This is a genomic window from Amycolatopsis balhimycina FH 1894 (genome assembly GCF_000384295.1).
Lineage (GTDB): Bacteria > Actinomycetota > Actinomycetes > Mycobacteriales > Pseudonocardiaceae > Amycolatopsis > Amycolatopsis balhimycina.
Genome location: NZ_KB913037.1, coordinates 3,676,707 through 3,701,817 on the forward strand (window position 1 = coordinate 3,676,707; position 25,111 = coordinate 3,701,817).

At 70.5% G+C, this 25,111-nt stretch carries 23 protein-coding genes; 9 read left to right on the forward strand and 14 right to left on the reverse strand.

From position 1 onward, the window contains the following. Positions 1-2: 2 nt before the first annotated feature. Positions 3-1,205 (forward strand): acyl-CoA dehydrogenase family protein, encoded by a 1,203-nt coding sequence (locus A3CE_RS0115885; RefSeq protein ID WP_020641082.1) that lies wholly within the window; start codon positions 3-5, stop codon positions 1,203-1,205. 63 nt (positions 1,206-1,268) lie between these two features. On the opposite strand, the gene A3CE_RS0115890 is transcribed toward A3CE_RS0115885, so the two are convergent. From A3CE_RS0115890 to A3CE_RS0115925, 8 genes are all read right to left on the reverse strand, one after another. Next, positions 1,269-2,330, reverse strand: coding sequence for an alpha/beta hydrolase (locus A3CE_RS0115890; RefSeq protein WP_020641083.1), 1,062 nt, complete (start codon positions 2,328-2,330; stop codon positions 1,269-1,271). Between the two features lie 112 nt (positions 2,331-2,442). Then, complete coding sequence (locus A3CE_RS0115895) at positions 2,443-3,291, reverse strand: SDR family oxidoreductase (protein ID WP_020641084.1); 849 nt, start codon at positions 3,289-3,291, stop codon at positions 2,443-2,445. A 59-nt stretch (positions 3,292-3,350) separates the two neighbouring features. Next, positions 3,351-3,863, reverse strand: coding sequence for a GNAT family N-acetyltransferase (locus A3CE_RS0115900; RefSeq protein WP_020641085.1), 513 nt, complete (start codon positions 3,861-3,863; stop codon positions 3,351-3,353). A 9-nt stretch (positions 3,864-3,872) separates the two neighbouring features. After that, positions 3,873-4,640, reverse strand: a complete 768-nt coding sequence (gene map / locus A3CE_RS0115905; RefSeq protein ID WP_020641086.1) for a type I methionyl aminopeptidase — start codon at positions 4,638-4,640, stop codon at positions 3,873-3,875. A gap of 54 nt (positions 4,641-4,694) precedes the next feature. Continuing rightward, the gene (locus A3CE_RS0115910) at positions 4,695-5,849 is read right to left on the reverse strand and encodes an acyl-CoA dehydrogenase family protein (protein WP_020641087.1); all 1,155 of its coding nucleotides are present in this window, start codon (positions 5,847-5,849) and stop codon (positions 4,695-4,697) included. Between the two features lie 52 nt (positions 5,850-5,901). Further along, positions 5,902-7,896 carry an acetyl-CoA carboxylase biotin carboxylase subunit gene (locus tag A3CE_RS0115915; RefSeq protein ID WP_026468533.1) on the reverse strand — a complete coding sequence of 665 codons (1,995 nt, stop codon included), beginning with the start codon at positions 7,894-7,896 and terminating at the stop codon, positions 5,902-5,904. Positions 7,897-7,898: 2 nt separating this feature from the next. Continuing rightward, positions 7,899-9,512, reverse strand: a complete 1,614-nt coding sequence (locus A3CE_RS0115920; RefSeq protein WP_020641089.1) for a carboxyl transferase domain-containing protein — start codon at positions 9,510-9,512, stop codon at positions 7,899-7,901. Between the two features lie 139 nt (positions 9,513-9,651). Further along, the gene (locus tag A3CE_RS0115925) at positions 9,652-10,464 is read right to left on the reverse strand and encodes an SGNH/GDSL hydrolase family protein (protein ID WP_026468534.1); all 813 of its coding nucleotides are present in this window, start codon (positions 10,462-10,464) and stop codon (positions 9,652-9,654) included. Between the two features lie 154 nt (positions 10,465-10,618). On the opposite strand from A3CE_RS0115925, the gene A3CE_RS0115930 reads away from it, so the two are divergent. Together A3CE_RS0115930 and A3CE_RS0115935 are read left to right on the forward strand one after the other, a co-directional pair. After that, on the forward strand, positions 10,619-11,209 hold the full coding sequence (locus A3CE_RS0115930; protein ID WP_020641091.1) for an SACE_7040 family transcriptional regulator: 591 nt from the start codon (positions 10,619-10,621) through the stop codon (positions 11,207-11,209). Positions 11,210-11,255: 46 nt separating this feature from the next. After that, positions 11,256-11,756, forward strand: coding sequence for a hypothetical protein (locus tag A3CE_RS0115935; protein WP_020641092.1), 501 nt, complete (start codon positions 11,256-11,258; stop codon positions 11,754-11,756). 28 nt (positions 11,757-11,784) lie between these two features. Here A3CE_RS0115935 and metX read toward each other — a convergent pair whose 3' ends face one another. Further along, positions 11,785-12,894 carry a homoserine O-acetyltransferase MetX gene (gene metX / locus A3CE_RS0115940; protein WP_020641093.1) on the reverse strand — a complete coding sequence of 370 codons (1,110 nt, stop codon included), beginning with the start codon at positions 12,892-12,894 and terminating at the stop codon, positions 11,785-11,787. Then, entirely contained in the window at positions 12,891-14,204 is a 1,314-nt protein-coding gene (locus A3CE_RS0115945) for a bifunctional o-acetylhomoserine/o-acetylserine sulfhydrylase (RefSeq protein ID WP_020641094.1), read from the reverse strand. Before A3CE_RS0115945 ends, metX begins: the two co-directional genes overlap by 4 nt. A gap of 168 nt (positions 14,205-14,372) precedes the next feature. On the opposite strand from A3CE_RS0115945, the gene rdmE reads away from it, so the two are divergent. After that, entirely contained in the window at positions 14,373-15,923 is a 1,551-nt protein-coding gene (gene rdmE / locus A3CE_RS0115950; protein WP_020641095.1) for an aklavinone 12-hydroxylase RdmE, read from the forward strand. 67 nt (positions 15,924-15,990) lie between these two features. Here rdmE and A3CE_RS0115955 read toward each other — a convergent pair whose 3' ends face one another. After that, on the reverse strand, positions 15,991-16,392 hold the full coding sequence (locus A3CE_RS0115955; protein WP_245589534.1) for a hypothetical protein: 402 nt from the start codon (positions 16,390-16,392) through the stop codon (positions 15,991-15,993). Positions 16,393-16,788: 396 nt separating this feature from the next. After that, positions 16,789-16,962, reverse strand: coding sequence for a hypothetical protein (locus tag A3CE_RS55195; protein WP_245589535.1), 174 nt, complete (start codon positions 16,960-16,962; stop codon positions 16,789-16,791). Positions 16,963-17,012: 50 nt separating this feature from the next. Here A3CE_RS55195 and A3CE_RS0115965 point away from each other — a divergent pair, with 50 nt between their 5' ends. Together A3CE_RS0115965 and A3CE_RS0115970 are read left to right on the forward strand one after the other, a co-directional pair. After that, on the forward strand, positions 17,013-18,569 hold the full coding sequence (locus tag A3CE_RS0115965) for a PucR family transcriptional regulator (RefSeq protein WP_020641098.1): 1,557 nt from the start codon (positions 17,013-17,015) through the stop codon (positions 18,567-18,569). Between the two features lie 164 nt (positions 18,570-18,733). Further along, positions 18,734-19,654, forward strand: coding sequence for a zinc metalloprotease (locus A3CE_RS0115970; protein ID WP_020641099.1), 921 nt, complete (start codon positions 18,734-18,736; stop codon positions 19,652-19,654). A 99-nt stretch (positions 19,655-19,753) separates the two neighbouring features. On the opposite strand, the gene A3CE_RS0115975 is transcribed toward A3CE_RS0115970, so the two are convergent. Beyond that, on the reverse strand, positions 19,754-20,689 hold the full coding sequence (locus tag A3CE_RS0115975) for a zinc-binding dehydrogenase (protein WP_020641100.1): 936 nt from the start codon (positions 20,687-20,689) through the stop codon (positions 19,754-19,756). A gap of 172 nt (positions 20,690-20,861) precedes the next feature. Here A3CE_RS0115975 and ald point away from each other — a divergent pair, with 172 nt between their 5' ends. After that, positions 20,862-21,977 carry an alanine dehydrogenase gene (gene ald / locus A3CE_RS0115980; protein WP_020641101.1) on the forward strand — a complete coding sequence of 372 codons (1,116 nt, stop codon included), beginning with the start codon at positions 20,862-20,864 and terminating at the stop codon, positions 21,975-21,977. A 73-nt stretch (positions 21,978-22,050) separates the two neighbouring features. Here ald and A3CE_RS0115985 read toward each other — a convergent pair whose 3' ends face one another. Next, entirely contained in the window at positions 22,051-22,728 is a 678-nt protein-coding gene (locus tag A3CE_RS0115985) for a response regulator transcription factor (protein WP_020641102.1), read from the reverse strand. A gap of 335 nt (positions 22,729-23,063) precedes the next feature. Here A3CE_RS0115985 and A3CE_RS0115990 point away from each other — a divergent pair, with 335 nt between their 5' ends. Both A3CE_RS0115990 and A3CE_RS0115995 read left to right on the forward strand, forming a co-directional pair. Next, positions 23,064-24,131, forward strand: coding sequence for an ABC transporter ATP-binding protein (locus tag A3CE_RS0115990; protein ID WP_020641103.1), 1,068 nt, complete (start codon positions 23,064-23,066; stop codon positions 24,129-24,131). Then, positions 24,131-25,018: an ABC transporter permease subunit gene (locus A3CE_RS0115995; protein WP_020641104.1), complete on the forward strand. Its 888-nt coding sequence runs from the start codon at positions 24,131-24,133 to the stop codon at positions 25,016-25,018. Before A3CE_RS0115990 ends, A3CE_RS0115995 begins: the two co-directional genes overlap by 1 nt. Positions 25,019-25,111: the final 93 nt, after the last annotated feature.

The following is a 25,111-nucleotide window of genomic DNA, read 5'->3' on the forward strand; positions in this document are numbered from 1 at the left end:
CGATGATTAACCTGGAAGTCCCCCAGAAGGCCGGCGCGCTGATCAACCAGGCGTACCAGGCCGCGGCCGAGGTGTTCCGGCCGATCTCGCGCAAGTACGACCGCGCGGAGCACACGTACCCGGCCGAGCTCGACATGTTCGCGGCGCTGCTGGACGGGCTCAACTCCTCCGGCGAGGGTGGCGCGGGCGCGGCAGGCGTCCGCCGTTCGAAGGACGAGAACGAAAAGGGCAACCGCAACGGCGCCAACCTGAACGTCGTCCTCGGCACGATCGAGATGTGCTGGGGTGACGTCGGCCTGCTGCTGTCGATGCCGCGCCAGGGCCTGGGCAACGCGGCGATCGGCTCGGTGGCGACGGACGACCAGCTCGAACGCTTCTCCGGCATGTGGGCGGCGATGGCGATCACCGAGCCGTCGTGCGGCTCGGACTCGGCGGCCATCACGGCGACGGCCCGCCTGGACGGCGACCACTACGTCCTGAACGGCGAGAAGATCTTCGTGACGTCGGGCGAGCGCGCCGACGCGGTGGTCGTGTGGGCGACGCTGGACAAGACCAAGGGCCGTGCGGCGATCAAGTCGTTCGTGGTCGAGAAGGGCACACCGGGCTTCGAGGTGGTGCGCGTCGAGCACAAGCTCGGCATCCGCGCCTCCGACACGGCGGTGCTGCGCTTCGAGAACTGCCGCGTGCCCAAGGAGAACCTCCTGGGCACACCGGAGATCGACACGGCCAAGGGTTTCGCGGGCGTCATGCAGACGTTCGACAACACGCGGCCGCTGGTGGCGGCGATGGCGATCGGCGTGGCCCGCGCGGCGCTGGAGGAGACCAAGCGGATCCTGTCCGAAGCCGGGGTGGAAATCGACTACGACCGCCCGGCGAACGCCCAGCACGCGGCGGCCGCGGAATACCTGAAACTGGAAGCGGACTACGAGTCGGCGTACCTGCTGACGCTGGAATCGGCGTGGATGGCGGACAACCGCAAGCCGAACTCCCTGCAGGCGTCGATGGCGAAGGCCAAGGCGGGACGCTCCGTCGTCGACATCGCTCTGAAGTGCGTCGAGCTGACCGGGGCTTACGGCGAGGAGTCCCTCCTCGAGAAGTGGGCCCGGGACGCGAAGATCCTCGACATCTTCGAGGGGACTCAGCAGATTCAGCAGCTGATCGTGGCCCGCCGGATCCTCGGCAAGACTTCCGCCGAGCTCAAGTAACACCCAAGTCCGTGAATGGCACATTGAGGGACTCTACGTCCCTCAATGTGCCATTCACGGCTTTCAGGAGGCCGCGATGCGGTCGTCCAGGAACTCGTCCAGGTAGCGCCAGGTCGTGCCGCGGGCCTTGCGGCCCGTCAGGACGCCCAGGTGACCGCCGGGAGCCGTCTTGAAGCGGACCTCCGGGGCCTTGTCCAGCAGCTCCACCACCCGCTCGACCGACGGCCGGGGCGCGATCGTGTCGTTCTCGCCCGCCACCACCAGCGTCGGCACCCGGACCGACGACAGCGAGATGATCCGGCCGTTCAGGTCCACCTTGCCCTCGGCCAGGTCGTTCGTGCGGAACAGCCGGTGGTACAGCTGGCCGAACGTGCGGCCCGGGTAGGCGTACATGTTGCTCATGAAGTGGTCGACCGCCTCGATCTGGGCCAGGTAGTCGCGGTCGTCGAGGTGAGACAGGATCGCCAGGGGTTTCGTGATTTCCTTGCTGATGCCTGTCGCGCGGAAGACGCGGCTGACCAAATAGGACGGTGCGCCGCCGAACGCGCGGTAGATCGGGGTCAGCAGGTGGCCGCGTGTCAGGTCGACCAGCGGGCGGAACGGCGCCACGATCGGGATCGCCGTGAAGTCCACCGGTGAGCCGATCGCGGTGATCGACGCGATCGGCAGGTCCGGCCGGTCGGCGTTCACCAGCAGCGAGAAGATCCCGCCCAGCGACCACGACACCAGGTGCACGTCCTGGCCGCCCGCGTCGAGGCTCACTTTGCGGATCGCCCGCGGCAGCACCTCGTCGATCCAGTGCTCGATGCCCAGGCGCCGGTCGGAGAAGGCGACCATGCCGTAGTCGACGAGGTAGGTGTTGCGGCCGCCCTCGACCAGGTGCTCGATGAGGCTGCAGCCGCGGCGCAAGTCGAAGCAGATGGCCGGCGCGGCGAGCGGCGGCACCAGCAGGATCGGCGGCCCGGACACCGGGCGGCTGCTGTGCGTCATCCGGTACAGCGACCGGTTCGGGCCCTGGTCGATCAGCACCCGCGGCATCGGGCGCAGGTCGGCGACGCCGCCGTGCAGCACCTTGCCGACCACGTTCGACGCCGCGGCGGCCAGCCGTGCGGGTGGTGAAGCCATTTCTCGTGCCTCCCAAAAGCGGATTCGGGGGCAATCTTGCCGGGCCGGGCGAGCGGACTCAACATCACCACGCCCGCAAGCACCCCGCAAGCACGTCCAATTCGGACAGTCGCTAGTCCGTCCGAGTTACCCCGGGCCCGCTCTCCGCGGCCCGCGCTTCGTACGCCGCACGGGCCGGGGAATGGGCTGCCGAAGCCAAAAGCCGGTCCGCCTTCAACGCTCGTGCGAACGCTTCGCCCGCACGGCGCGGCAACAGCCGCGTGAGCTTGCCCATAGTGCCCAGCGACCGGGGCACGAAAACGTCGAAACGAGGCTTGCGCAGCGCGGATACGATGGCGTCGGCCACATCTTCCGGCCGCACCGACTTGAACATCTTCGCCTCGCCGAGGCCGCTCGCGAGCTCCGTCCGCACGATGCCCGGCATCACGCACGAGACGTGGACGCCGCTGCCGTGCAGCTCCAGGTGCACCGCTTCGGAGAACCCGACGACGGCGTGCTTGGTGGCGCAGTAGGTCGCCGCGCCGGGGAAGCCGGCCTTGCCCGCGAACGACGCGACGTTGACGATGTGCCCGCCGGCCCGCGGCCGCATCCGCTTCACCGCCTCGCGGGTGCCGTGGATGACGGCGTGGACGTTGATCTCCAGCTGACGCCGGGTGGTCGCGTCGCTCTCCTCTTCGAGGGCGGCGAGCGGCATGATGCCGGCGTTGTTGATCAGCACGTCGATCCGGCCGTGGCGCCGCTCGACCTCGTCGAGGAACCCGGTGAACCCGCGGATGTCGGTGACGTCCAGCGGCAGCGCGTCGGCGCCCAGCTCTCCGGCCGTCTTCTCGGCCCGGACCTGGTCGAGGTCGCCGATCACCACCTTCGCGCCCAGCCGGGCGAGGGCGGACGCGGTCGCCGCGCCGATCCCCTGCCCGCCGCCGGTGATGACGACGACCTTGCCCGCGAGTTCCTCGGCCATGGCGACTCCTTCGTCTGTTGGCAACGCGTCAACAGTGTCACCCGCGCCACCGGATCCCGCTACCCCAGGCGCCGCTCCAGCACCTGCCCGACCCAGTCGTCGACGGTGAACCGCACCGTCGGCGAGAACCCCTGGCTCTCGTAGTACCGCTGCAGGCCACCGTCGCCGCCGGCCCAGCAGTCGACGCGCACGAGGTCGATCCCACGCCGCCGCGCCTCGTCGAGCGCGTACTCGACGAGGCGGCCGCCGACGCGCTGGCCGGTGAACCGCCGCGACGTGATCAGCAGCCGGATGTACAGTTCACGCTCGTCAACCGGCGGCACGTGCCGGTCGTGTTCCTCGGAGACGACCAGCGCGCCGGCGGGTTCGCCGTCGACCACCGCGATGCGCAGACCCGGGTCCGCCGCCATGCCCTTCACCCGCTCGACGCGCTTCGGGACCGCACTCCACGGCTCGGTCCCCCACTGCTTCGAGCTGCCGCGGGCCACCAGCCATTCCACGGCTTCATCGAAGAAGCACAGCAGCGTGTCAGCGTCCCCGGAATCACCCGATCGTATGACGATGTGGCTCATGAACCCTGTCTACCGCACGGTGAGCACCCGCGGGCCGTCTTCGGTGATCGCGATGGTGTGCTCGACGTGCGCGGCCCGGCTGCCGTCCACGGTGAGGATCGACCAGCCGTCCTCGGCGTACCGGTAGGCGTCGGTCCCGCCCGCGACGAGCATGGGTTCGATCGCCAGGGCGAGCCCCGGCTTCAGGCGCATCCCGCGGCCCGCGCGGCCCTCGTTCGGCAGGTGCGGGTCCTCGTGCATGGCCCGGCCGATCCCGTGGCCGCCGTGGTCCTCGACCATGCCGAAGCCCGACGCGCGGCCGGCGACTCCGATCGCGTACGAGATGTCGCCGAGCTTCGCGCCCGGCTGGGCGGCGGCGATCCCCGCGGCCAGTGCCCGCTCGGTCGCCTCGATCAGCGCGAGGTCGGCCGGGTCGGCGTCGCCGACGACGAAGCTGATCGCGGCGTCGCCGTTCCAGCCGTCGACGATCGCCCCGCAGTCGATGCTGACCAGGTCGCCGTCCTTGAGGCGGTACGCCGTCGGGATCCCGTGCACGACGACATCGTTGACACTCGTGCAGAGCACGCCGGGGTAGGGCGTCGGCGCGGACCGCGGCTGGTAGCCCAGGAACGAAGGTTTCGCCCCGGCGTCGCTGATGAACTGCGCGGCGACTTCGTCCAGCTCACGCAGGGAGACGCCGGCCGCGGCGGCCTCCTTGACCGCTTCCAGGGTCTTCGCCACCACTCGTCCGGCTTCGCGCATGATCGCCAGCTCGGACTCCGTCTTGATCTCAACCATGACGATAACTATACCGGTATAGTTATCGTTGTCGAGCTCGGCGCCCGGACCGGCTCAGGCGACCCCGAGGTGCCGCGAAATCAGCATCTTCTGGACCTCGCTGGTGCCCTCGCCGATCTCGAGGATCTTCGCGTCGCGGTAGAAGCGGCTCACCGGGAACTCGTTCATGAAGCCGTAGCCGCCGAAGATCTGGGTCGCGTCGCGGGCGTTGTCCATCGCCGCGTTCGAGGCCACCAGCTTCGCGATCGACGCCTCCTTCTTGAACGGCTCGCCGCGCAGCATCTTCGACGCCGCCTGGTAGTACGCCAGGCGCGAGGTGTGCGTGCGGACCTCCATGTCGGCGATCTTGAACTGGATCGCCTGGTACTCGCCGATCCGCTTGCCGAACGCGACGCGGTCCTTCACGTACTTGAGACACTCGTCGACGCAGCCCTGGGCCAGGCCCACCGACAGCGCCGCGATCGCGACCCGGCCTTCGTCCAGAATGGACAGGAACTGCGCGTACCCGCGGCCACGGACGCCGACCAGGTTCTCGAGCGGCACCCGGACGTCCGCAAAGGACAGTTCGTGCGTGTCGGAGCAGTTCCAGCCGACCTTCGAGTACTTCGGCGCCACCTGGAACCCCGGCGTGCCCGAAGGCACGATGATCGCCGAGATCTCCTTGCGGCCGTTCTCCATCACGTCCGTCACCGCCGTGACCGTGACCAGCCGGGTGATGTCGGTGCCCGAGTTGGTGATGAACGCCTTGCTGCCGTTGATGACCCACTCGTCACCGTCCTGGGAAGCACGCGTGCGCGTCGCCCCGGCGTCCGAGCCACCGCCCGGCTCGGTCAGGCCGAAGCCGCCGAGAGCGGTGCCCTCGCACAACGAAGGCAGCCACTTCTCCTTCTGCTCCTGCGTCCCGAAGCGGAAGATCGGCATCGCGCCGAGCGAGACACCGGCTTCCAGGGTGATCGCGACCGACGAGTCGACGCGCGCCAGCTCCTCCAGCGCCAGGCACAGCGCGAAGTAGTCGCCGCCCATGCCGCCGAACTCCTCGGGGAACGGCAGGCCGAACAGGCCCATCTCGCCCATCTTCGCGACGATGGCGTACGGGAACTCCTCCTTCTCGTACAGCTCGCCGATCACGGGCGCGACTTCGGCGTGCGCGAAGTCCTCGACGGTCTTGCGGAGGGACTCGTACTCCTCGTCCAGACGGAAGTCGATCATTGCTGCTCCTTCTGGGGCGTGACTGTGCTGATGGTTACCAATCCGGCCACAGTCACGACTGAAGGCTACTTTTGGCCGGATTGGTAACTATGGCAAGGGTTTCGTCCAGCGCGACCTGTTGGCCGGCCCGGACGGGGAGTTCGCTGACGACGCCGTCGATCGGCGCCGTGACCGTGTGCTCCATCTTCATCGCTTCGACGACCAGCAACGGCGTTCCGGCCTTCACGACATCACCCGCGGCGACCTTCACGACGAGCACCGTGCCCGGCATCGGGCTGGTGACCGGACCGGCCCCGGCGGCCTCGCCGCGCGACGCCAGCACGAACTCCTGCTCGCCGAACGGGAAGCTGAGCCCGTCGCGCGCCAGCCAGACCGTCCGGTCGGCAGCGCAGGCCTGGCGGTAGCGGTGGAAGCCGCCCGCGTGCCGGATCTCGAGCACGTCGCCGTCGCGCCGGGCCGTGACCTGGACCGGCGCGGCGTCGTCGACGAACACCGTCGCCGCGGCGGGGGTGCCCTGCACGCGGACCACCGCGCGGGCGGCGCCGGACTTCAGCCGGAACGTCACCCCGCCGGAGCCGCCCATCCGCCAGCCGTCCGGCACGTCCCACGGGTCCACCACGGGCCCGGCCGGCTGCAGCTCCAGGAACCGGTCCAGCGCGGCCGCGACGAAGAACTCCGCGGGTACGTCCGAAGAGACCAAAGTGGACAGATTGCGGTCGACGAGCTCGGTGTCGAGACGACCGGCGCGGACGTCGGCGTCGGCCAGCAGCCCGCGCAGGAACGCGGTGTTCGTGCCGATGCCCAGCAACGCCGTGTCGGCCAGCGCCAGGTCGAGCCGGTGCAGGGCCGCCGCGCGGTCCGGGCCCCAGGCGATGACCTTGGCCAGCATCGGGTCGTAGTTCGAGCCGACCACCGCGCCGGACGTCATCCAGGAGTCGACGCGGACGCCGTCGCCGGACGGCTCGTGCACCGCCAGGACCGTCCCGCCGGTCGGGATGAAGCCACGCGCCGGGTCTTCGGCGTACACGCGGGCCTCGACGGCGTGACCGGTCAAAGTGACGTCCTGCTGACTGAGGGAAAGCTCCTCGCCCGCCGCCACCCGGACCTGCCATTCGACCAGGTCGAGACCGGTGACCAGCTCGGTGACCGGGTGCTCGACCTGCAGCCGGGTGTTCATCTCCATGAAGAAGAACTCGTCCGGGCTCTTCGCCGACATGATGAACTCGACGGTGCCCGCGCCGACGTAACCCACCGAACGCGCGGCCTCGACCGCCGCCGAGCCCATCTTCTCCCGGGTGACCTCGTCGAGCAGCACCGACGGCGCTTCCTCGATGATCTTCTGGTGCCGCCGCTGGAGGCTGCATTCGCGTTCGCCGAGGTGGATCACGTTCCCGTGCGTGTCCGCCAGCACCTGGATCTCGATGTGCCGCGGTGTCGTGACGAACCGTTCCATGAGCAGCGTGTCGTCGCCGAAGGACCCCTTGGCCTCGCGCCGCGCGGACTCGATCGCGGCGTCGAGCTCATCAGGAGCGTGCACCAGCCGCATGCCCTTGCCGCCGCCACCGGCGGACGGCTTGAGCAGCAACGGGTATCCCACCTTCGCGGCGGCTTCGGCGAAGCCGCCTTCGGGTATGTCCACATCGGACGCACCAGGCACGACCGGGACTCCGGCTTTCGAGACCGTCGCCTTCGCGCGGATCTTGTCGCCCATGGCGTCGATCGCCGCGACCGGCGGGCCGATGAACACGAGCCCGGCGGCCTCGCAGGCGCGCGCGAACTCGGCGTTCTCCGCCAGGAAGCCGTAACCCGGGTGCACGGCCTGCGCACCCGAAGACACGGCGGCGTCCACGATGGCCGGAATCGAGAGATAGCTGCGAGCGGCTTCCGCCGGGCCGATGCGCACCGCGGTGTGCGCCTCGCGGACGTGCCGCGCGTCGGCGTCGGCATCGCTGTACACCGCGACCGCGCGGATGCCGAGGGCCCGCAGGGTGCGGATGACCCGGACCGCGATCTCGCCCCGGTTCGCTACCAGCACTGAGTCGAACATCATCACATCCGGAAGACGCCGTAGTTGACCTCGGACAGGGGCGCGTTGGCCGCGGCCGAGAGGGCCAGGCCGAGGACCGTGCGGGTGTCCGCGGGATCGATCACGCCGTCGTCCCACAGCCGCGCGGTCGAGTAGTACGGGCTGCCCTGCGCCTCGTACTGCTCGCGGATCGGGTCCTTGAACGCCTCTTCGTCCTCGGCGGACCACTCGCCGCCGCGGCCTTCGATGGCGTCGCGGCGGACCGTCGACAGCACCGACGCCGCCTGCTCGCCGCCCATCACCGAGATCCGCGCGTTCGGCCACATCCAGAGGAACCGCGGCGAGTAGGCCCGGCCGCACATCGAGTAGTTGCCGGCGCCGAAGGAGCCGCCGATAACGACGGTCAACTTCGGCACCCGCGCGCAGGCCACCGCGGTGACCATCTTCGCGCCGTGCTTGGCGATGCCGCCGGCCTCGTACGCCCGCCCGACCATGAACCCGGTGATGTTCTGCAGGAACAGCAGCGGGATCGAGCGCTTGTCGCAGAGTTCGATGAAGTGCGCGCCCTTCATCGCCGACTCGGCGAAGAGCACGCCGTTGTTCGCGATGATGCCGACCGGGTGGCCGTGGATCCGGGCGAACCCGGTGACCAGCGTCGCGCCGTACTCCTTCTTGAACTCGCCGAACCGGCTGCCGTCGACGATCCGGGCGATCACCTCGCGGACGTCGTAGGGCACGCGCGGGTCGGTCGGCACGACGCCGTACAGCTCGGCCGGGTCGACCGCGGGCGCTTCGGTCGGCAGGACATCCCAAGGACGCGGCGTGCGCGGCCCGAGCGTCGAGACGATCGAGCGGACGATCCGCAGCGCGTGCGCGTCGTCGTCGGCCAGGTGGTCGGTGACGCCGGACTGGCGCGCGTGGACGTCGCCGCCGCCGAGTTCCTCCGCCGTCACGACCTCGCCGGTCGCGGCCTTCACGAGTGGCGGGCCGCCGAGGAAGATCGTGCCCTGGTTCCGGACGATCACGGCCTCGTCGCTCATCGCCGGGACGTACGCGCCGCCGGCCGTGCACGAACCGAGCACCGCGGCGATCTGCGGGATGCCGCGCGCGGACATCGTCGCCTGGTTGTAGAAGATCCGGCCGAAGTGTTCACGATCCGGGAAGACCTCGTCCTGCCTGGGCAGGAACGCGCCGCCGGAGTCCACCAGGTAGACGCACGGCAGGTTGTTGTGCAGCGCGACCTCCTGGGCGCGCAGGTGCTTCTTCACCGTCATCGGGTAGTACGTGCCGCCCTTGACGGTGGCGTCGTTGGCGACGACCACGCACTCGCGGCCGGAGACCCGTCCCACCCCGGTGATGATCCCGGCGGAGGGCGCCTCGTCGTCGTAGAGTCCGTTCGCGGCCAGCGGCGAGAGCTCGAGGAACGGCGAACCCGGGTCCAGCAGCGTGTCGACGCGGTCGCGCGGGAGCAGCTTGCCGCGTTCGACGTGCCGGGCGCGGGACTTCTCCGGGCCGCCGAGCCGGGCGCTCGACAGACGTTTGCGGAGGTCCTCGACCAGCTCCGCGTGGGATGTGGCGTTGCGGGCATAGGCCTCGCTGTCCGGGGCAGCCGAAGTCCCCAGTGCCGGCGTGTCCATGAGCTCCCTCGAAGTTAGCGGGCGTTAACCTCCGTTTCGATGTTAGCGACCGCTAACGTGGGTGTCCAGTCACCGGAATGCCATGAAGGGCACCCTCATGGACATAAAGGCCATGAGGGTGCCCTTCATGACAGTGCACTCAGCCGATGGCTGCCCGCAGCGGGGCGAAGTAGCCGCCCGACTGCCCGGCCGCGGTCGGGTGGTAGGACTCGATCACCGGCCAGGTCAGGCTGTGCAGGTAGTCGTCGGCCGACGAGCAGATGTTGTGGCCGGCGAACGACGGCCGGACGTCGACGAACGTCGCCCCGGCCGCCGCGGCGCGCTGCTGGGTGACCGCCGCGAGCGCGTCCGCGCCCGAGTTGATCGCCGTGCGCTTGGTGTCGCTCAGCCCGACCCAGCAGGAGCCGGGCACGGTGTAGAAGCGCGGGTAGGACAGGACGACGAGCCGGGCCCCCGGCGCCTTGGCCTTGATCGCGTTGTAGGTGTTGGTCAGCAACGGCGGCAGCGTGTTGTTGACGTACGTCTTCGCCGTGTTGACGCGGTTGACGCAGTCGGAGTCGCTCCCGAGGGTGCAGGTCGTCATCACGTCGCTGAAGCCGGCGTCGTTCCCGCCGACGGTCACCGTGACGAGCGTGGCCGACGCCGGGATCGAGTTCGCCTGGTTGATCACGTCACCGGTCTTCGCCCCCGAGCAGGCGAGGAAGGTGAGCGACGTGCCGCTGTGGGCGTTGGCCCACAGCTGCGGATAGGCCTTCGAGCTGCGGTAGCAGCTCCCGGAACTGCCGTAGCTGCCGGAGCCGACTCCCGAGGAGTAGGAATCGCCGAGCGCGGCGTAGACGGTCCCGGCGGCCTGGGCGAGGCCCGTGACGCCGAGAGAAGCAAGAACGACGGCCCCCAGGGCCGTGCTCAACCGTAGGAGGGATCGCCGGAAATTACGGGTGGGAACAGCCATGGGTCACTCCTTTGTGACAGGGCCGACCCAAATAGAACAGCAGGTGGAAGCCCCACAAGGAAGAGCCGGTTACCAGTAAGTAACCCACTCGGCTCACGTCGGAAGGCGGGAACGCGTGTTAGCGCTCGCTAACCTGCCGCTCTAATATGGCGGGATGTCGGCCAACCCCACGCCGCTCGTGAACGGCGAGAAGGCGAACAGGCGCGAGCAAATCCTGTCCGCGGCCGCCGAACTGTTCGCCCACCACGGCTTCCACGGCGTCGGCATCGACGACATCGGCGCCGCGGTCGGCATCTCCGGCCCGGCGCTCTACCGGCACTTCCGCAGCAAGGACGCGATCCTCGGCGAGATGCTGAACTCGATCAGCCGCTACCTGCTCGACGGCGGCACGACGTGGGCGAGCCGGCCGGGCGACGCGGACGACACGCTGGCCGGGCTGGTGGCGTTCCACGTCGGCTTCGCGCTCGCGCACCCGGCCCTGATCACCGTCCAGGAGCGCAACCTCGCGAACCTCACCGACGCCGACCGCAAGCAGGTGCGCGCCCTGCAGCGCCAGTACGTCGAGGTGTGGGTGCGCGTGATCCGCGAAGCGGTCCCTGGCCTGGGAGAACTGCAGGCCCGGTCGGCGGCACACGCCGTGTTCGGATTGATCAACTCGACGCCGTACAACCGCCATCTCGGTGACGGTGAACTCGCCGAACTGCTCAGCCGGCTCGCGCTGGGTGCCCTTCGCGCGGCCGGATGACCGACCCGGATCAAGGTATCCCCACGAGTGGCGTCGCTGGTGTTTGATGGGGCACGTGGATGCGGACTGGAACGAGCAGGAGCTCGTCGAGAAGGCTCAGCGCGCGTTGACCGCGCTGAGCCTCGGTGACGACGCCGAAGCCCTCGTCGAGGTCGCGCCGACGGCCGTCGAACCGCAGGCTCGCGCGGACGAGACGAAGGCGCTGATGCTGCTGCTCTTCGGCGAGTGCAGTGCGATGGTCTCCACCCTCGGCGACGGGGGCAGCGCGCCGGTGAAGGTCCAGGTGTTCGACGAGGACGGCGAAGAGGTCTCGATCGACCAGGCCGACCCGCCGGTCCGGACCGCGGTCCGGACACTGCTCGCGGAGGTGCACGGCAACACCGAAGCCGCGCAGGAGCAGGTCGAGATCGCGCTGGCCAACGCGGCACCGGAGGAGGTCGACAGCCTGGTGCTGCAGGCACTGCGCTGGACGATCCGGCTGTCGGTGGAGTGCCTGGACCGCGACCTGCCGGTGGCCCCCTGGATCTCGGAAGCCGTCTCGGACTGACTCGCCGCTTGGGCCAGGACTGACCGCGCTAGCCCAGCAAGGCCTTGACCAGGGCCGAGATCTGCCCGGTTTCGATGAGGAACGAATCGTGGCCGTACGGCGACGACACCACCGACGGCTCGGGCGCGCCCGGGAGCGCGGCCGCGATCTCCGCCGACTGGTACAGCGGGTAGAGCCGGTCGCTGTCGACGCCGCCGATCACCGCCCGCGCCGTCACCCGGCCCAGCGCGGCCGCCACGCCGCCGCGGCCGCGGCCGACGTCGTGGGTGTTCATCGACTCCGTCAGCACCAGGTAGCTGTTCGCGTCGAACCGGCGTGCCAGCTTGCCGGCGTGGTGATCCAGGTAGGACTCGACGGCGAACCGTCCGCCTCGCAAGGGGTCTTCGCCGTCCTGGGCCGCCCGGCCGAACCGCCGGGCCAGCTCCGGCTCGCTGCGGTAGGTGACGTGCGCGATCCGCCGCGCGATGCCCAGGCCGACATGCGGCCCGGACGGCGCCGAGTAGTAGTCACCGCCGTGAAAAGAAGGATCGCCGCGGATCGCGTGCAGCTGCGGCGCCGCCCACGCGATCTGCTCGGCCGACGCCCGCGCGGCCGACGCCAGCACCAGTACCGAAGCCACCCGGGCGGGCAGCGAAATCGCCCATTCGAGGGCACGCATCCCGCCCATGGACCCGCCGACGATCGCCGCCCACCGGTCGATGCCCAGTGCGTCCGCCAGCACCGCTTCGGCCGCGACCTGGTCGCGCACCGTCACCGCCGGGAACCGGCTGCCCCAGGGCCGTCCGGCCGGATCCGGCGACGACGGCCCGGTCGACCCCTGGCAGCCGCCCAGCACGTTCGGGACCACGACGAAGCAGCTGCTCGTGTCCAGGGCCTTCCCCGGCCCGATCAGCCCGTCCCACCAGCCCGCGCTGGGGTGCCCCGGCTCGGCGGGCCCGGCGGCGTGGCTGTCGCCGGTCAGCGCGTGCTCGACGAGGATCGCGTTGGACGCGTCGGAGTTCAGGGTCCCCCAGGTTTCGTACGCGAGCGAAAAGGAAGGCAGCACGCCACCGGCCTCCAGCGCGAGCGCGCCGGGGCCGGTGACGAACTTCCGGCGGCCTGGCGGATCGCCGATCCGCCAGGCGCCGGTGACACTCACAGTTCGGCCTTGGCCGCCCGGAATCCGGCCTCGAGATCGGCCTTGAGATCCTCGATCCCCTCCAGCCCGACGGCGAGCCGGACCAGCCCGGGCGTGACGCCGCTGGACAGCTGCTCGGCCGGCGTCAGCTGGCTGTGGGTGGTCGAGGCCGGGTGCACGATCAGGCTGCGGACGTCACCGATGTTCACCAGCTGGCTGTGCAGCTCGGTGCCGTCGACGAACTTGCGGCCTGCCGCAACAGCACTGTCGCCGCCGCGCAATTCGAACGACAGGACCGCGCCCGCACCGCGTGGCAGGTACTTGCGCGCGTTGGCGTAGTGGGGGCTCGACGGCAGGCCGGCGTAGTACACCTTCTCGACCTCGTCACGCTGTTCGAGCCACTCGGCCAGCGCCCGCGCGTTCGCCACGTGCCGCTCGAGGCGCAGCGACAGCGTCTCGATGCCTTGCAGGATCAGGAAACTGTTCAGCGGCGCGATCGCCGCGCCGGTGTCGCGCAGGATCTGGACGCGCGCTTTGGCCGCGTACGCGCCCGGGCCGAGCGCCTCCCAGTACTTCAGGCCGTGGTAGCTCGCGTCCGGCTCGTTGAAGCCCGGAAACTTCCCGGGGTCCTTGCCGAAGTCGAACGTGCCGCCGTCGACCAGCACGCCGGCCACGGTGGTCCCGTGCCCGCCGAGGTACTTCGTCGCGGAGTGCACGACGACGTCGGCGCCGTGCTCGATCGGGCGCAGCAGGTACGGCGTCGGCACGGTGTTGTCGACGACGAGCGGGACCCCCGCTTCGTGCGCGACGTCGGCGACGCCGCGGATGTCCAAGACGTTGCTGCCCGGGTTGGCCAGCGTCTCGGCGAAGAACAGCTTCGTGTTCGGCCGGACGGCGGCACGCCACTGCTCCAGGTCGTCCTGGTCCTCGATGAACGTGACCTCGACGCCGAGCTTCGGCAGCGTGTAGTGGAAGAGGTTGTAGGTGCCGCCGTAGAGCGACGGGCTCGAGACGAAGTGGTCGCCCGCGCCCGCGAGGTTCAGGATCGCCGCCGTGGTCGCGGCCGAGCCGGACGCGAACGCCAGCGCCGCGACGCCGCCTTCGAGCGCCGCGAGCCGCTGCTCCAGCACGTCCTGGGTCGGGTTCATGATCCGCGTGTAGATGTTGCCGGGCTCGGCGAGGCTGAACAGGTCCGCGCCGTGCTGGCTGTCGCGGAAGACGTACGACGTCGTCTGGTAGATCGGGGTGGCCCGCGCGCCCGTGGCCGGGTCCGGCGCGGCGCCCGCGTGGATCTGCTTGGTCTCGAACGACCACGCCGAAGTCTCGGCCATCGGTTTCTCCTTGCGGCTCAAGGGTTCTGGAGGGCTGCCAGGCGAAGCTACTGCGGCCGAACGGAGCACCCAACTGCTCCCACGTCCTGGGAGCCAGCCTACTTGCCGACAAGGTCTCTCTGTAGCTAAGATATTTGACAAATGAGATTCATGGACAGGGAGGAAGTCATGACGGAGCGAGTGCAGGTCCTGGTCGTGGGGGCCGGGCTGGGCGGGCTGACCGCGTCGCTGTTCCTGGCGCGCGAAGGAGTGGAAGTGCTGACCGTGGAACGGCACCCCGGGACGTCGGTCCACCCTCGCGCCGCCGGGCAGAGCTGGCGCACGATGGAGCTGTTCCACTGGGCGGGCATCGACCGCGAGGTCCTGGCCGCGAGCCCGCGAGCGTCAGGGGGCATGCGGATCACGGTCGCGACCAGCCTCGCCGGCCACGTCCTGCACCGGATCGTCGAGGACGGCAGCGAGTTCGACGTCTCGGCCTCGACCACGCTGCCCGCCGGCACGGCCGGGCAGGACGTCGTCGAACCGATCTTGCTGGCCCACGCCGAGAAAGCCGGCGCGCGGGTGCGGTTCCGGACCGAACTCGTCGAGCTGACGCAGGACGACGACGGCGTCACCGCGGCGCTGCGGCACCGGGATTCGGGCGAGGAGACGGTGGTGCGCGCCGAGTACGTCGTCGCGGCCGACGGCGGCCGCAGTGGCATCCGGCGGCGGCTCGGCATCGGGACCACCGGGCCGGACGCGCTGGGCCACTGCCTCGGCGTGGTGTTCGACGCCGACCTCGGCGACCGCGTCAAGCCCGGCCTGGCCGACCTGTTCTACCTGCAGCACCCGGACTTCTCGGCCGCGTTGGTGAACACCGACGTGCCGGACCGGTACGTCTTCGCGCCGGACTACCACCCGGATCGGGGCGAAAGCCCGGCGGACTTCCCCCACGACCGGCTGGTCGCGATGATCCGCGCCGCCACCGACCTGCCCGGCCTGGAACCCGAGATCGTCTGGACCGGCCCGTGGGAGATCGCCGCGCGGCTCGCCGAGAAGTTCTCCGCCGGCCGGGTCTTCCTGGCCGGCGACGCGGCGAAGGTGACCCCGCCGACCGGCGGGATGGGCGGCAACACGGCGGTCGGCGACGGCGCGGACATCGCGTGGAAGCTCGCCGCGGTCCTGCGCGGTGAAGCGGGTCCGGCGTTGCTGGACACCTACGAAGCCGAGCGGAAGCCGATCGCGCGGATGATCATCGACGCGTCGCTGCACAACATGAAGCAGCGCATGCATCCCGATCTCGACGTCTCCGGGCTGACGAAAGCCGAGGACCCGCTGGGGATCCAGCTCGGGTTCCGCTACCGCTCGACGGCGGTGCTGCCGGAAGGACCGGACGACGGCGAGCGCGTCGAGGACGTCCACGCGCCGACCGGGCGGCCCGGCTTCCGGGCGCCGGTCCTGGGGTCCACTTTGGACCTTATCGGGCAATCGTGGGTGCTGCTGTGCGCCGCCGACGACACGCGGTGGCGTCCGGCCGCGGCGGACATCGCGGCGGAACTGGGCGTCCGCCTCGACTGCCACGTGGTCGGCGGCGACGCGTTCGCGTCCCGGTACGGCCTTTCGGCGGGCGGGGCTTCGCTGGTGCGTCCCGACGGCATCGTCGCGTGGCGTTCCCGGCAGCCGGCCGAGGACCCGGCAGGCGAGCTGTGGCGGGTCCTGACCGCGGTCCTGTCGCGTTAGCCGGGCTGCTGCAGCGCGAGGCGGTTCCCCTCGGAGCCGGGCGGAGCCCCGGACGACACTTGCCCGATCAGCCTGCGGCCGGCCGCCTGCCGACTCCGGCGAAGTGTTCGTGCAGCTCGCGGACGTGCTGGGCCCAGAACAGCCGGCGCCCGCCGCGGGTGCGGGGCACGGCCACGCCCTTGCGGCTCGCGAGCCGGTAGAAGCCGGGCCCGGCGTCGTCGGCACCGAGGTTCCGGACGAGCGCGCCGAGCAGCCGCCCGCCCGCCTCGTCGAACGCGGCTTCGGAGATGCGGTCGAGCAGGTACGCCATGCTCGCGCGGCCGGCACTGGTGGTGAAGTCGAACCCGGCAACCCCGGTTCGCCGGGTCAGCGCGGCCGCGAATTCACCGAAGGAAATCGTCCGGTCCACGACCGCGCGGGCGATCAGAATCGCCTTGCCCGCGTCGATCATCTTTTGCCATTCCGCCACGTCACGTCCGTACAAGCCGACCACCTCGCACTTTCCCCGGCGAAACCTTCCGGTTGATCGCGAGAGGATGCCATACGCCCGACCCGGGCGCACACCGGGGTGGGTTTCCCTTGCCACAAGGGCTTCCCGCGTCCCGGACGGTTTCTTTTCGCTCTCCCAGAATTCCCGGCAAGAGTTTTCCACCATTGCGAAGAATGGGGGAACCGGCTGGGAAAGCTTGCGTCGATGACATAGAGTCGGCGCCTCCCCGGACCCGGGATCGATCAGCGGTCCGGCATTTCCGAAATCCCGGGAGCCCCGTGAGCGATACCCCCTGAACGCCTGCCGGGGCGGCGCGTCCGCCCGCCACCGCCCCGGCAGGCCCGGTCTCGGCGGCACTCAGCGCCGGCCGAGCACTCAGTGGAAGGTCGCGCAGCCCAGGTCGAGGACCTGGGCACCGTCGTCGAGGCGGCCGGTCAGCTCCGCGGCGAACCGCCGCCGCGGGTCGTCCGGAATCCGGGCGCTCCACTCGAGGTACCGCTCAGCCACACTGTCGTAACCGCTTTCCACGATCCGCCGGGCATCCCTCACCCCGGCGACCCTACCGAGCCTTCGAGCGGTTTCTCGGCCAGAATGATCCCGTGGTCTCGGTACGCAGCGTGGTCGACCGGGTGGGGCCGACGCTGCTCCACGCGCTCCAGGTGCCCGACGACTCGCCCGCGGTCGCCGACGTCGTGATCGCCGAGCCCGGCGGCGCGGTCACCCTGTCCGCCGGCGACCTCGTGCTCGGCGTCGCCACGGTCGGCCCGGAAGACGCCGCCGAGCTGGTGAAACAGAGCGCCGGTCAGGGCGCGGCCGCGGTGCTCCTCAAGCCGCCGGTGGCCGCGAAACCCGCCGTGAAACGGGCCGCGAAGGCCAGCGGGATCGCGCTCATCCAGGTGCACGCGGCGACGTCGTGGGCCCAGCTCGTCTGGCTGCTGCGGACCGTCCTCGACGCCCTCGCCGACGAGTCCGAGGACCTCGACCCCGGTTCCGGCGACCTGTTCCGGCTGGCCGACGCCGTCGCGAGCGTCGTCGACGCGCCGGTGACCATCGAGGACACCAACTCGCGCGTGCTCGCCTACTCCGCGCGCCAGGACCTCACCGACCCCGCACGCGTGGCCACGATCATGGGTCGCCGCATCCCCGACGACGTCCTCGCGCGGTTCAGGTCGCGCGGGGTGTTCCGCGAGCTGTCCCGCGGGCGCCAGACGATCTTCGTGCCCGCCCAGCGCGACGGCACGCTGCCGCGGCTGATCGTGCCGATCCGGATGGGCGGCGAGCTGCTCGGCTCGATGTGGGCGGTGGTCGCCGGGCCGGTGTCCGACGAGCGCGCGGCCGCGTTCGCCGACGCCGCTCCGGTCGTCGCGCTGCACCTGCTGCGGCGCCGCGCGCACACCGACGCGCAGCGCCGCGCGTCGGCCGAGCTGCTGCGCGCGATGCTCGAAGGCCGGGCGAACCCGCGCAAGGCGATGGCCGAGCTGGACCTGGCCGACGAGCCGCACCGCGTGGTCGTCATCGAGGTCACCGGCGGCGACGGCCGCGACGCCGAGGGCCTGCGGCTCGCCCTGCTCGAACGGATCTCCCAGGGCATCGGCACCCGTCCGGTGGCGACCGAGCTGGGCGGGCTGCTCTACGCCGTGGTGCCGGACCGGCCAGGCCCCGGCGGCTGGGCGGAACTGCGCAAGGCTCTCGTCGCGACGGGACCGTCTCGTCGCACTGGTGCTCCGCGGGCGGCGGCCGGCGCCCCCGGCGAGATCGGCGACCTCTCGGCGTCGCGTGCCCAGGCCGACGAAGCCCTCGGCCTGCTGCGCGCCGAGCTCACCGGCGAGCGCGTGATCGCCTTCGACGAAGCCTGGACGGCGTTGACGCTGCACCGCGGCGCGACGGCGGCGGCCGCGGCGAAGGTCGCCGACCTCGGCCCGCTGGGCGCCCTGCGCGCCCACGACGAGACGAGCAAGGCCGGTTACGTCGAGACGCTCTACGAGTGGCTGCGGCACCCCGGCGACCCGCGGGCGGCGGCGCGGGAGCTGCGGATCCACCCGAACACCCTGCGGTACCGAATGCGGAAGCTCCTGGAGCTGGTGCCGCTGGACCTCGACGACCCCGACGTCCGGCTGGCGCTGCTCACCCAGCTCGTCGCCCTGCACTGGAGCTGATGGGCCATTCGGCCCAACGCCCGTCCCATGCGTTACTCCGCATGGATCGCGCCGATCGTTCGGATTGTCTTTTCCAGCCGAAAGATGGTGGTTTCCGAAGATCGCGTGCCGCATTTTCTCTTCACCACCCCGGGTAGCCGGGTCGTTGCAAGAGGAGTTCCTCCATGAGCAGTTCGGAGCGGTTCGCCAGGGCCGTCAAGCTGGGTGCGGTGTCCGCACTCTCCCTGGTCGCCTTGGCCGTCCCGGGGACCACAGCCGGGAGCGCCGTCGCGGCGCCCAGCGGCGACTGCTTCACCCCTGCCCACGCCGCGGACCGCAGCAAGGACGGCCACGCCGACAGCGTGTCCCCGGCGGAGGCGGCCCGCATCGAGGCCGACATGCAGAGCAAGCTCGCCGGCAAGCGCACCGCGCGTGCGGCGGACGCGACGGCGGCCGTGTCGATCCCGGTGTACTTCCACGTGATCACCAGCGGCTCGACCGGCAACCTGCCGGCGTCGACCATCAGCAAGCAGATCTCGGTGCTCAACAGCGCGTACTCCTCCAGCGGCTTCAGCTTCTCGCTGGTCAGCACCGACTACACGAACAACTCCACCTGGTACACCGGCATCACCGACGGCACGTCGGCCGAGCGCAACATGAAGAACGCGCTGCGCAAGGGCGGCAAGAACGCCCTGAACATCTACACCGCCAACCTCGGTGACAGCCTGCTCGGCTGGGCGACGTTCCCGTCGAGCTACGCCTCGCAGCCGAAACTGGACGGCGTCGTCATCCTCGACGAGTCGCTGCCCGGCCGCTCGGCGGCGAACTACAACGAAGGTGACACGGCCACGCACGAGGTCGGCCACTGGATGGGGCTCTACCACACGTTCCAGGGCGGCTGCTCCGGTTCGGGCGACTACGTGTCGGACACCCCGGCCGAAGCGACGGCGACGTCCGGCTGCCCGGCGGACAAGGACACCTGCACCTCGACGGGCAAGGACCCGGTCCACAACTTCATGGACTACAGCTACGACGGCTGCATGTACGAGTTCACCGCGGGCCAGGCCACGCGGATGAAGAACTCGTGGACGGCCTACCGCGCCTGACCCCCCGCTCCCACGGCAAGTCCGTGAAGGCCACCTTCAGGAACTCTAAGTTCCTGAAGGTGGCCTTCACGGCACAGAGCGAGCCGGCGAGCAGGTCACTCAGACGACCAGGAGCGTCTTTCCCACCGTGGCGCGGGATTCGATCGCCGCGTGGGCGTCGGCGGCCTTCTCCAGCGGAAAACGCTGGCCGATCACCGGGACCAGCCGGCCCGCCGCCGCCTCCGCCAACGCCGACTCCGTGAACGCCCGCATCTCCTCCGGTCCCCCGATCGACCGCACCAGCGAAATTCCCCGCGCCTCGGCGTCCTCTTCGGACACATCGGCCCACGCGCCGCCCGCTAGGCCGTACATCGCCATCCGGCCGCCGCGGCGCAGCAGGCCGGACGCCGCCGTGCCGATCGCGCCACCGACGCCGTCGAACACGACGTCCACCTCGCCGGCCGAAGACGTCCAGTCCGGCGCGAGGTAGTCGACGACGGCGTCGGACCCGAGCACGCGAGCCACCTTCCCCGGCCCGCCCGCCGCGCCGATCACCGTGGCTCCCGCCGCCTTCGCCAGCTGGACCAGCAGGCCGCCGACACCACCCGCCGCCGCCTCGACCAGGACTCGATCGCCCGGGCGCACCCTGGCCGCATGCACCAAGCCGGTCGCCGTCCGGCCGTCCGCGAGGAGCGCCACCGCCGCGTCGAGCGACAGCGCGGATGGCACCTCGAACACCGTCGCCGCGTCCACCGCGACGCGCTCGGCGTACCCGCCGGACCCGCCCGTCGACGTGACCACACGCTGCCCGGCCAGCCCCGGGTCCACGCCCGCGCCGACCGCGCTGATCAGGCCGCCGACGCCGTTGCCCGGGATCACCGGCAGCGAAGCCCGGAACGGCCCCGGAGCGCCCGCCCGGAACTGCGTTTCGACGAACGTGGTGTTCACGAACGCCACCTCCACCAGCACCTGGCCGGGCCCCGCCACCGGATCCGGCGCGTCCCCCGGGACCAGCACTTCCGGACCACCGAACTCTCTCAACCACACCGCGCGCATGGCCCCACGCTGCAACTTCAAGTGAAGTCGAAGTCAAGGACCTTGTCCGAAGAGCACCATGAATGGCCGGAAGAACTGTCCGCTCAGCACGATGACACCGCCGTCCGGGTGGCTCACCGTGAGTGGCAACACCGCACCGATTCCGGACGCAGACCGACCCAGGAGGCCGACCGTGCGTATCGCCGTTCCCCGTGAAATCAAGAAGCACGAGTACCGGGTCGCGTTGACCCCGGCCGGGGTGCACGAGCTGGTCAGCCGCGGACACGACGTCTTCGTCGAGACGGGCGCCGGGGCCGGTTCCTCGATCACCGACGAGGAGTACGTCGACGCCGGCGCGAAGATCCTCGCCACCGCCGACCAGACCTGGGCCGAGGGCGAGCTCGTCCTCAAGGTCAAGGAGCCGATCGCCGAGGAGTACCCCCGGCTGCGCGCCGGCCAGGTCCTCTTCACCTACCTGCACATCGCCGCCGACCGGCCGCTGACCGAAGCGCTGCTGGCCGCCGGCACCACCGCGATCGCCTACGAGACGGTGCAGACCGCGAGCGGCGCCCTTCCGCTGCTCGCCCCGATGTCCGAGGTCGCGGGCCGGCTGGCCCCGCAGGTCGGCGCGTTCTCCCTGATGAAGCCCAGCGGCGGCCGCGGTGTGCTGCCCGGCGGCATCCCCGGCGTGCACCCGGCGCGCGTCGTCGTCATCGGCGGCGGTGTGGCGGGCCTGAACGCCGCCCGCGTCGCACTCGGCCTCGGCTCGGACGTCGAGATCCTGGACACCAACGTCGACCGCCTCCGCCAGATCGACAACGACTTCGGGGGCCGCATCCGCACGGTGACGTCGAACCGGCTGTCGGTCGAGGAGTCCGTGCTGCAGGCCGACCTGGTCATCGGCGCGGTGCTGGTGCCGGGCGCGAAGGCACCGAAGCTGGTCTCGAACGACCTGGTAGCCCGCATGAAGCCGGGCAGCGTGCTCGTCGACATCGCGATCGACCAGGGCGGCTGCTTCGCCGACTCGCGTCCGACCACGCACGACGACCCGACCTACACCGTGCACGAGTCCCTCTTCTACTGCGTCGCGAACATGCCCGGCGCGGTGCCGCGGACGTCGACCTACGGCCTCACGAACGTCACGCTGCCCTACGCGGTCCAGCTGGCCGAGCACGGCTGGAAGGCCGCGCTGCAGGCCGACGCCGCGCTCGCGAAGGGCCTCAACACGCACGCGGGCGCCCTGACGAACGGCCCGGTCGCGGTGGCCCACGACCTGCCGCACACGCCGCTGGACACCGTCCTCGCCTGAACTATCCGACCCGAGCGGGCCCCTGTCGTTCACCGGCAGGGGCCCGCTCCCCTTTTCCGGCCACCGCCAGAAGTCAGGCGCCCGCGGTCACCACGTGGTAACCGGCGCCGCGGACCGTCCGGATGGTCTCGGCCCCGAACGGGACGTCGATCTTGCGCCGCAGCGCGCTTACGTGCACCTCCACCAGGTTGGCCGTGGCGGAAGCGGCGAAGTCCCAGAGGTTGTCGACCAGTTCGGCCTTCGTGACGACCTGCCCGGGCCGCTGCATGAGGTAGGCGAGGAGGGCGAACTCCTTGCCGGTGAGCGTGATGTCGGCCGTGCCGCGCCGGCAGGTCCGGCCGGCCTCGTCGAGTTCGAGGTCCCCCAGTTTGAGGACGCCCGGCCGGGTGGCGCCGCCGCGGCGGATCAGGGCGCGCAGGCGGGAGAGGAGGACGCCGTAGGAGAAGGGCTTCGGGAGGAAGTCGTCGGCCCCGGTGTCGAGGGCCTCGATCTCGTCGTCCTCGCCGTCCTTGGCGGTGAGCATCAGGATGGGAGTGCTGTTCCCCTGCTCCCGCAGCCGCCGGCAGACGCGATAGCCGTTCAGCCCCGGCAGCATGATGTCCAGGATGATCGCGGAGTACGGGTGTTCGGTGGCGTGCCAGAGGGCGTCCCGCCCGTTGTGGGCGACGTCGACGGCGTACCCCTCGGCGGTCAGCCCGGCCCGCAGCGCCTCGGCCAGCCGCCGTTCGTCCTCCACGAGCAAGATCCGCATCGCGTCACGATGCCACAGACCTGCGGTGACGCGGAAAGTCCGGGTTCTTCCGGACAAAAAGGGGCGACCCGCTCAACCAGCCTGGGGGTCACTGGGAGCGGGCCGCCGATTCCTAGCTTAGAGGGCTGGCGGCGACTTCGCTGCACCGGGTCGGCAAGTCGCACGAATTCTTTACCAAGTTGATCTGACCCGGTCCGGGAAACCTCAGGTCAACGCTCCCGGCAGTAGCGGAACGTGACGAAGGTCGCTCTCCGCGGGTTCGCGCGTTCCGTGCGCACGGCCGGCGTGGGTAGGGCAGGATGACGCCGCATCAGCGGGGAACGTTAGGGGACGGTATGCACGACGGCAGTGGCCGGATTGTGGTGCAGAACCTGAGCAAGCAGTTCGGCGCGGTGAACGCGGTACAGAACCTCAGCTTCACGGTCGAGCCGGGTTCGGTGACGGGCTTCCTGGGTCCGAACGGCGCCGGCAAGACGACGACGTTGCGCATGCTGCTCGGACTGGTGACACCCACATCGGGGACGGCGACGATCAACGGCCGCCCGCATTCGCAGCTGGGGAACCCGGCGCGGGTGGTCGGCTCGGTGCTCGAAAACGAGGGGTTCCACCCGAGCCGGACGGCGCGCAAACACCTCCGGGTGTACGCCGCGGCCATCGGCGTGCCCGACCGGCGCGCGGACGAGGTGCTCGGCCTGGTCGGCCTGGGCAGCGCCGCGGACCGGAAGGCCGGCGGGTTCTCGCTCGGCATGCGGCAGCGGCTGGCGCTCGCGACGGCGTTGCTGGGTGACCCGCAGGTCCTCGTGCTCGACGAGCCGACGAACGGCCTCGACCCGGAGGGCATCCTCTGGCTGCGCAACTTCCTGCGGTCGTACGCCCGCGAGCAGGGGCGGACGGTCCTGGTGTCGAGCCACCTGCTCAACGAGGTCGAGCAGCTGATCGACCAGGTCGTGATCATCAGCCAGGGCGTCACGCGCTACTACGGCCCGCTGGAGCAGCTGCGCCGGAGCCAGCAGTCGCGGGTGCTGGTGCAGCCGGCGGACCCGTCGGCGCTCGTGAAGGCGTTGCAGGAGAACGGCATCACCGGGGTTTCACCGACGCCGGACGGCCGGGTCTCGGTCGCCGGGTCGAGCGTCCAGCAGATCGGTGACATCGCCGCGAAGGCCGGGATCGCGGTCTACGGGATGCAGGAGGACCACGCCGACCTGGAGCGGATGTTCTTCCAGCTGACGCAGGGTCAGTACACCGGCGCGCCGGGCCAGCCGCCGCCGGGTTACCCGCCGCAGCCGCAGTACCAGGGGCCGCCGCCCGGCTATCCGCCGCAGCAGCACTACCAGCAGGGCCCGCCGCCGGGTCCGCAGCACCAGCAGCAACAGCAGCAGTACTGGGGAGGTCCGCAGCAGTGATGGGCAACCTGATCAAGGCGGAGTTCCGCAAGACGCTCTCGCTGAACACGTGGTGGGTGCTGCTGATCCCGCTGGTGCTGGTGGCGTTCTGGCTGACCTTCGCGTGGGGCAGCCTCACGAACAACTTCGCGGACTTCCTGGGCAGCGGCGACGCCAAGCAGGTCAGCGAATCGATCGGCCTCGACCCGGACAAGATCCCGGTGGGGCTGCTGGCGCTGGCACACGGCGTCAACATCGCGCAGCTCGTCCCGGCGCTGTTCGGCGTCTTCGCCCTGGCCGGCGAGTACCGCAGCAAGACGATCACGACGACGTTCCTCACCGCGCCGAACCGGATCTCGGCGCTGACCGCGAAGATGCTCACCTACGTCGTGTGGGGCGCCATCTACGGCGTGGTCAGCTTCGGCGTCTCGGCGGTCGCGGTCATGACGTCGGTCGACTCGGGCCGCTGGCCGACCACCGGCCAGTGGCTGGCCGCGCTCGGCGGGACGGTGCTGGCCGCGGTGCTGGTGACGTTGTTCGGCATCGGCTTCGGCGCGGTGCTGCGCAGTGTGCCGCTGGCGGTCGTGCTGCTGCTGGTGTGGTTTCTGATCGTGGAGAACGTCCTGGTGATCGCGTTCTGGGGCTGGGCGGACGTCCGCATCCTGGGCGGGATCCTGCCGAACGGCACCGCGAACGGGATCGTCGGCGGCATCGCGGCGGACGCCTTCGGGTTCAACTCGCTCGCCCTGCCGGCCAGCGTGGGCTCCGGATCGCAGCTGGTGCTGCAGCTCACGGCGGGCGCACCCGGCGTCCTCTCGTGGTGGGCTTCGGCGCTGATCTTCTTCGCGTGGACGATGCTCTTCTTCGGCCTCGGCTGGGCGGGCAACCAGAAGCGCGACATCACGTAGTTCCCGCAGTTCGTGAAGGCCACCTCGAGCAGCTCGAGGTGGCCTTCTCCGCGTTCGGGGAAATATTTTGTCGGTGGTGGCGCTTACTGTCAC

Excerpts from the sequence above, each read along its gene's own strand:
- A3CE_RS0115920 (WP_020641089.1), bottom strand. The coding sequence starts at position 9,512 with ATGGACACGCCGGCACTGGGGACTTCGGCTGCCCCGGACAGCGAGGCC.
- A3CE_RS0115935 (WP_020641092.1), top strand. The coding sequence starts at position 11,256 with ATGGGGCACGTGGATGCGGACTGGAACGAGCAGGAGCTCGTCGAGAAG.
- A3CE_RS0115945 (WP_020641094.1), bottom strand. The coding sequence starts at position 14,204 with ATGGCCGAGACTTCGGCGTGGTCGTTCGAGACCAAGCAGATCCACGCG.
- A3CE_RS0115930 (WP_020641091.1), top strand. The coding sequence starts at position 10,619 with ATGTCGGCCAACCCCACGCCGCTCGTGAACGGCGAGAAGGCGAACAGG.
- A3CE_RS0115970 (WP_020641099.1), top strand. The coding sequence starts at position 18,734 with ATGAGCAGTTCGGAGCGGTTCGCCAGGGCCGTCAAGCTGGGTGCGGTG.
- map (WP_020641086.1), bottom strand. The coding sequence starts at position 4,640 with ATGGTTGAGATCAAGACGGAGTCCGAGCTGGCGATCATGCGCGAAGCC.
- A3CE_RS0115990 (WP_020641103.1), top strand. The coding sequence starts at position 23,064 with ATGCACGACGGCAGTGGCCGGATTGTGGTGCAGAACCTGAGCAAGCAG.
- A3CE_RS0115995 (WP_020641104.1), top strand. The coding sequence starts at position 24,131 with ATGGGCAACCTGATCAAGGCGGAGTTCCGCAAGACGCTCTCGCTGAAC.
- A3CE_RS0115895 (WP_020641084.1), bottom strand. The coding sequence starts at position 3,291 with ATGGCCGAGGAACTCGCGGGCAAGGTCGTCGTCATCACCGGCGGCGGG.
- A3CE_RS0115910 (WP_020641087.1), bottom strand. The coding sequence starts at position 5,849 with ATGATCGACTTCCGTCTGGACGAGGAGTACGAGTCCCTCCGCAAGACC.
- A3CE_RS0115890 (WP_020641083.1), bottom strand. The coding sequence starts at position 2,330 with ATGGCTTCACCACCCGCACGGCTGGCCGCCGCGGCGTCGAACGTGGTC.
- A3CE_RS0115915 (WP_026468533.1), bottom strand. The coding sequence starts at position 7,896 with ATGTTCGACTCAGTGCTGGTAGCGAACCGGGGCGAGATCGCGGTCCGG.
- rdmE (WP_020641095.1), top strand. The coding sequence starts at position 14,373 with ATGACGGAGCGAGTGCAGGTCCTGGTCGTGGGGGCCGGGCTGGGCGGG.
- A3CE_RS0115925 (WP_026468534.1), bottom strand. The coding sequence starts at position 10,464 with ATGGCTGTTCCCACCCGTAATTTCCGGCGATCCCTCCTACGGTTGAGC.
- A3CE_RS0115985 (WP_020641102.1), bottom strand. The coding sequence starts at position 22,728 with ATGCGGATCTTGCTCGTGGAGGACGAACGGCGGCTGGCCGAGGCGCTG.
- A3CE_RS0115975 (WP_020641100.1), bottom strand. The coding sequence starts at position 20,689 with ATGCGCGCGGTGTGGTTGAGAGAGTTCGGTGGTCCGGAAGTGCTGGTC.
- A3CE_RS0115900 (WP_020641085.1), bottom strand. The coding sequence starts at position 3,863 with ATGAGCCACATCGTCATACGATCGGGTGATTCCGGGGACGCTGACACG.
- A3CE_RS0115885 (WP_020641082.1), top strand. The coding sequence starts at position 3 with ATGATTAACCTGGAAGTCCCCCAGAAGGCCGGCGCGCTGATCAACCAG.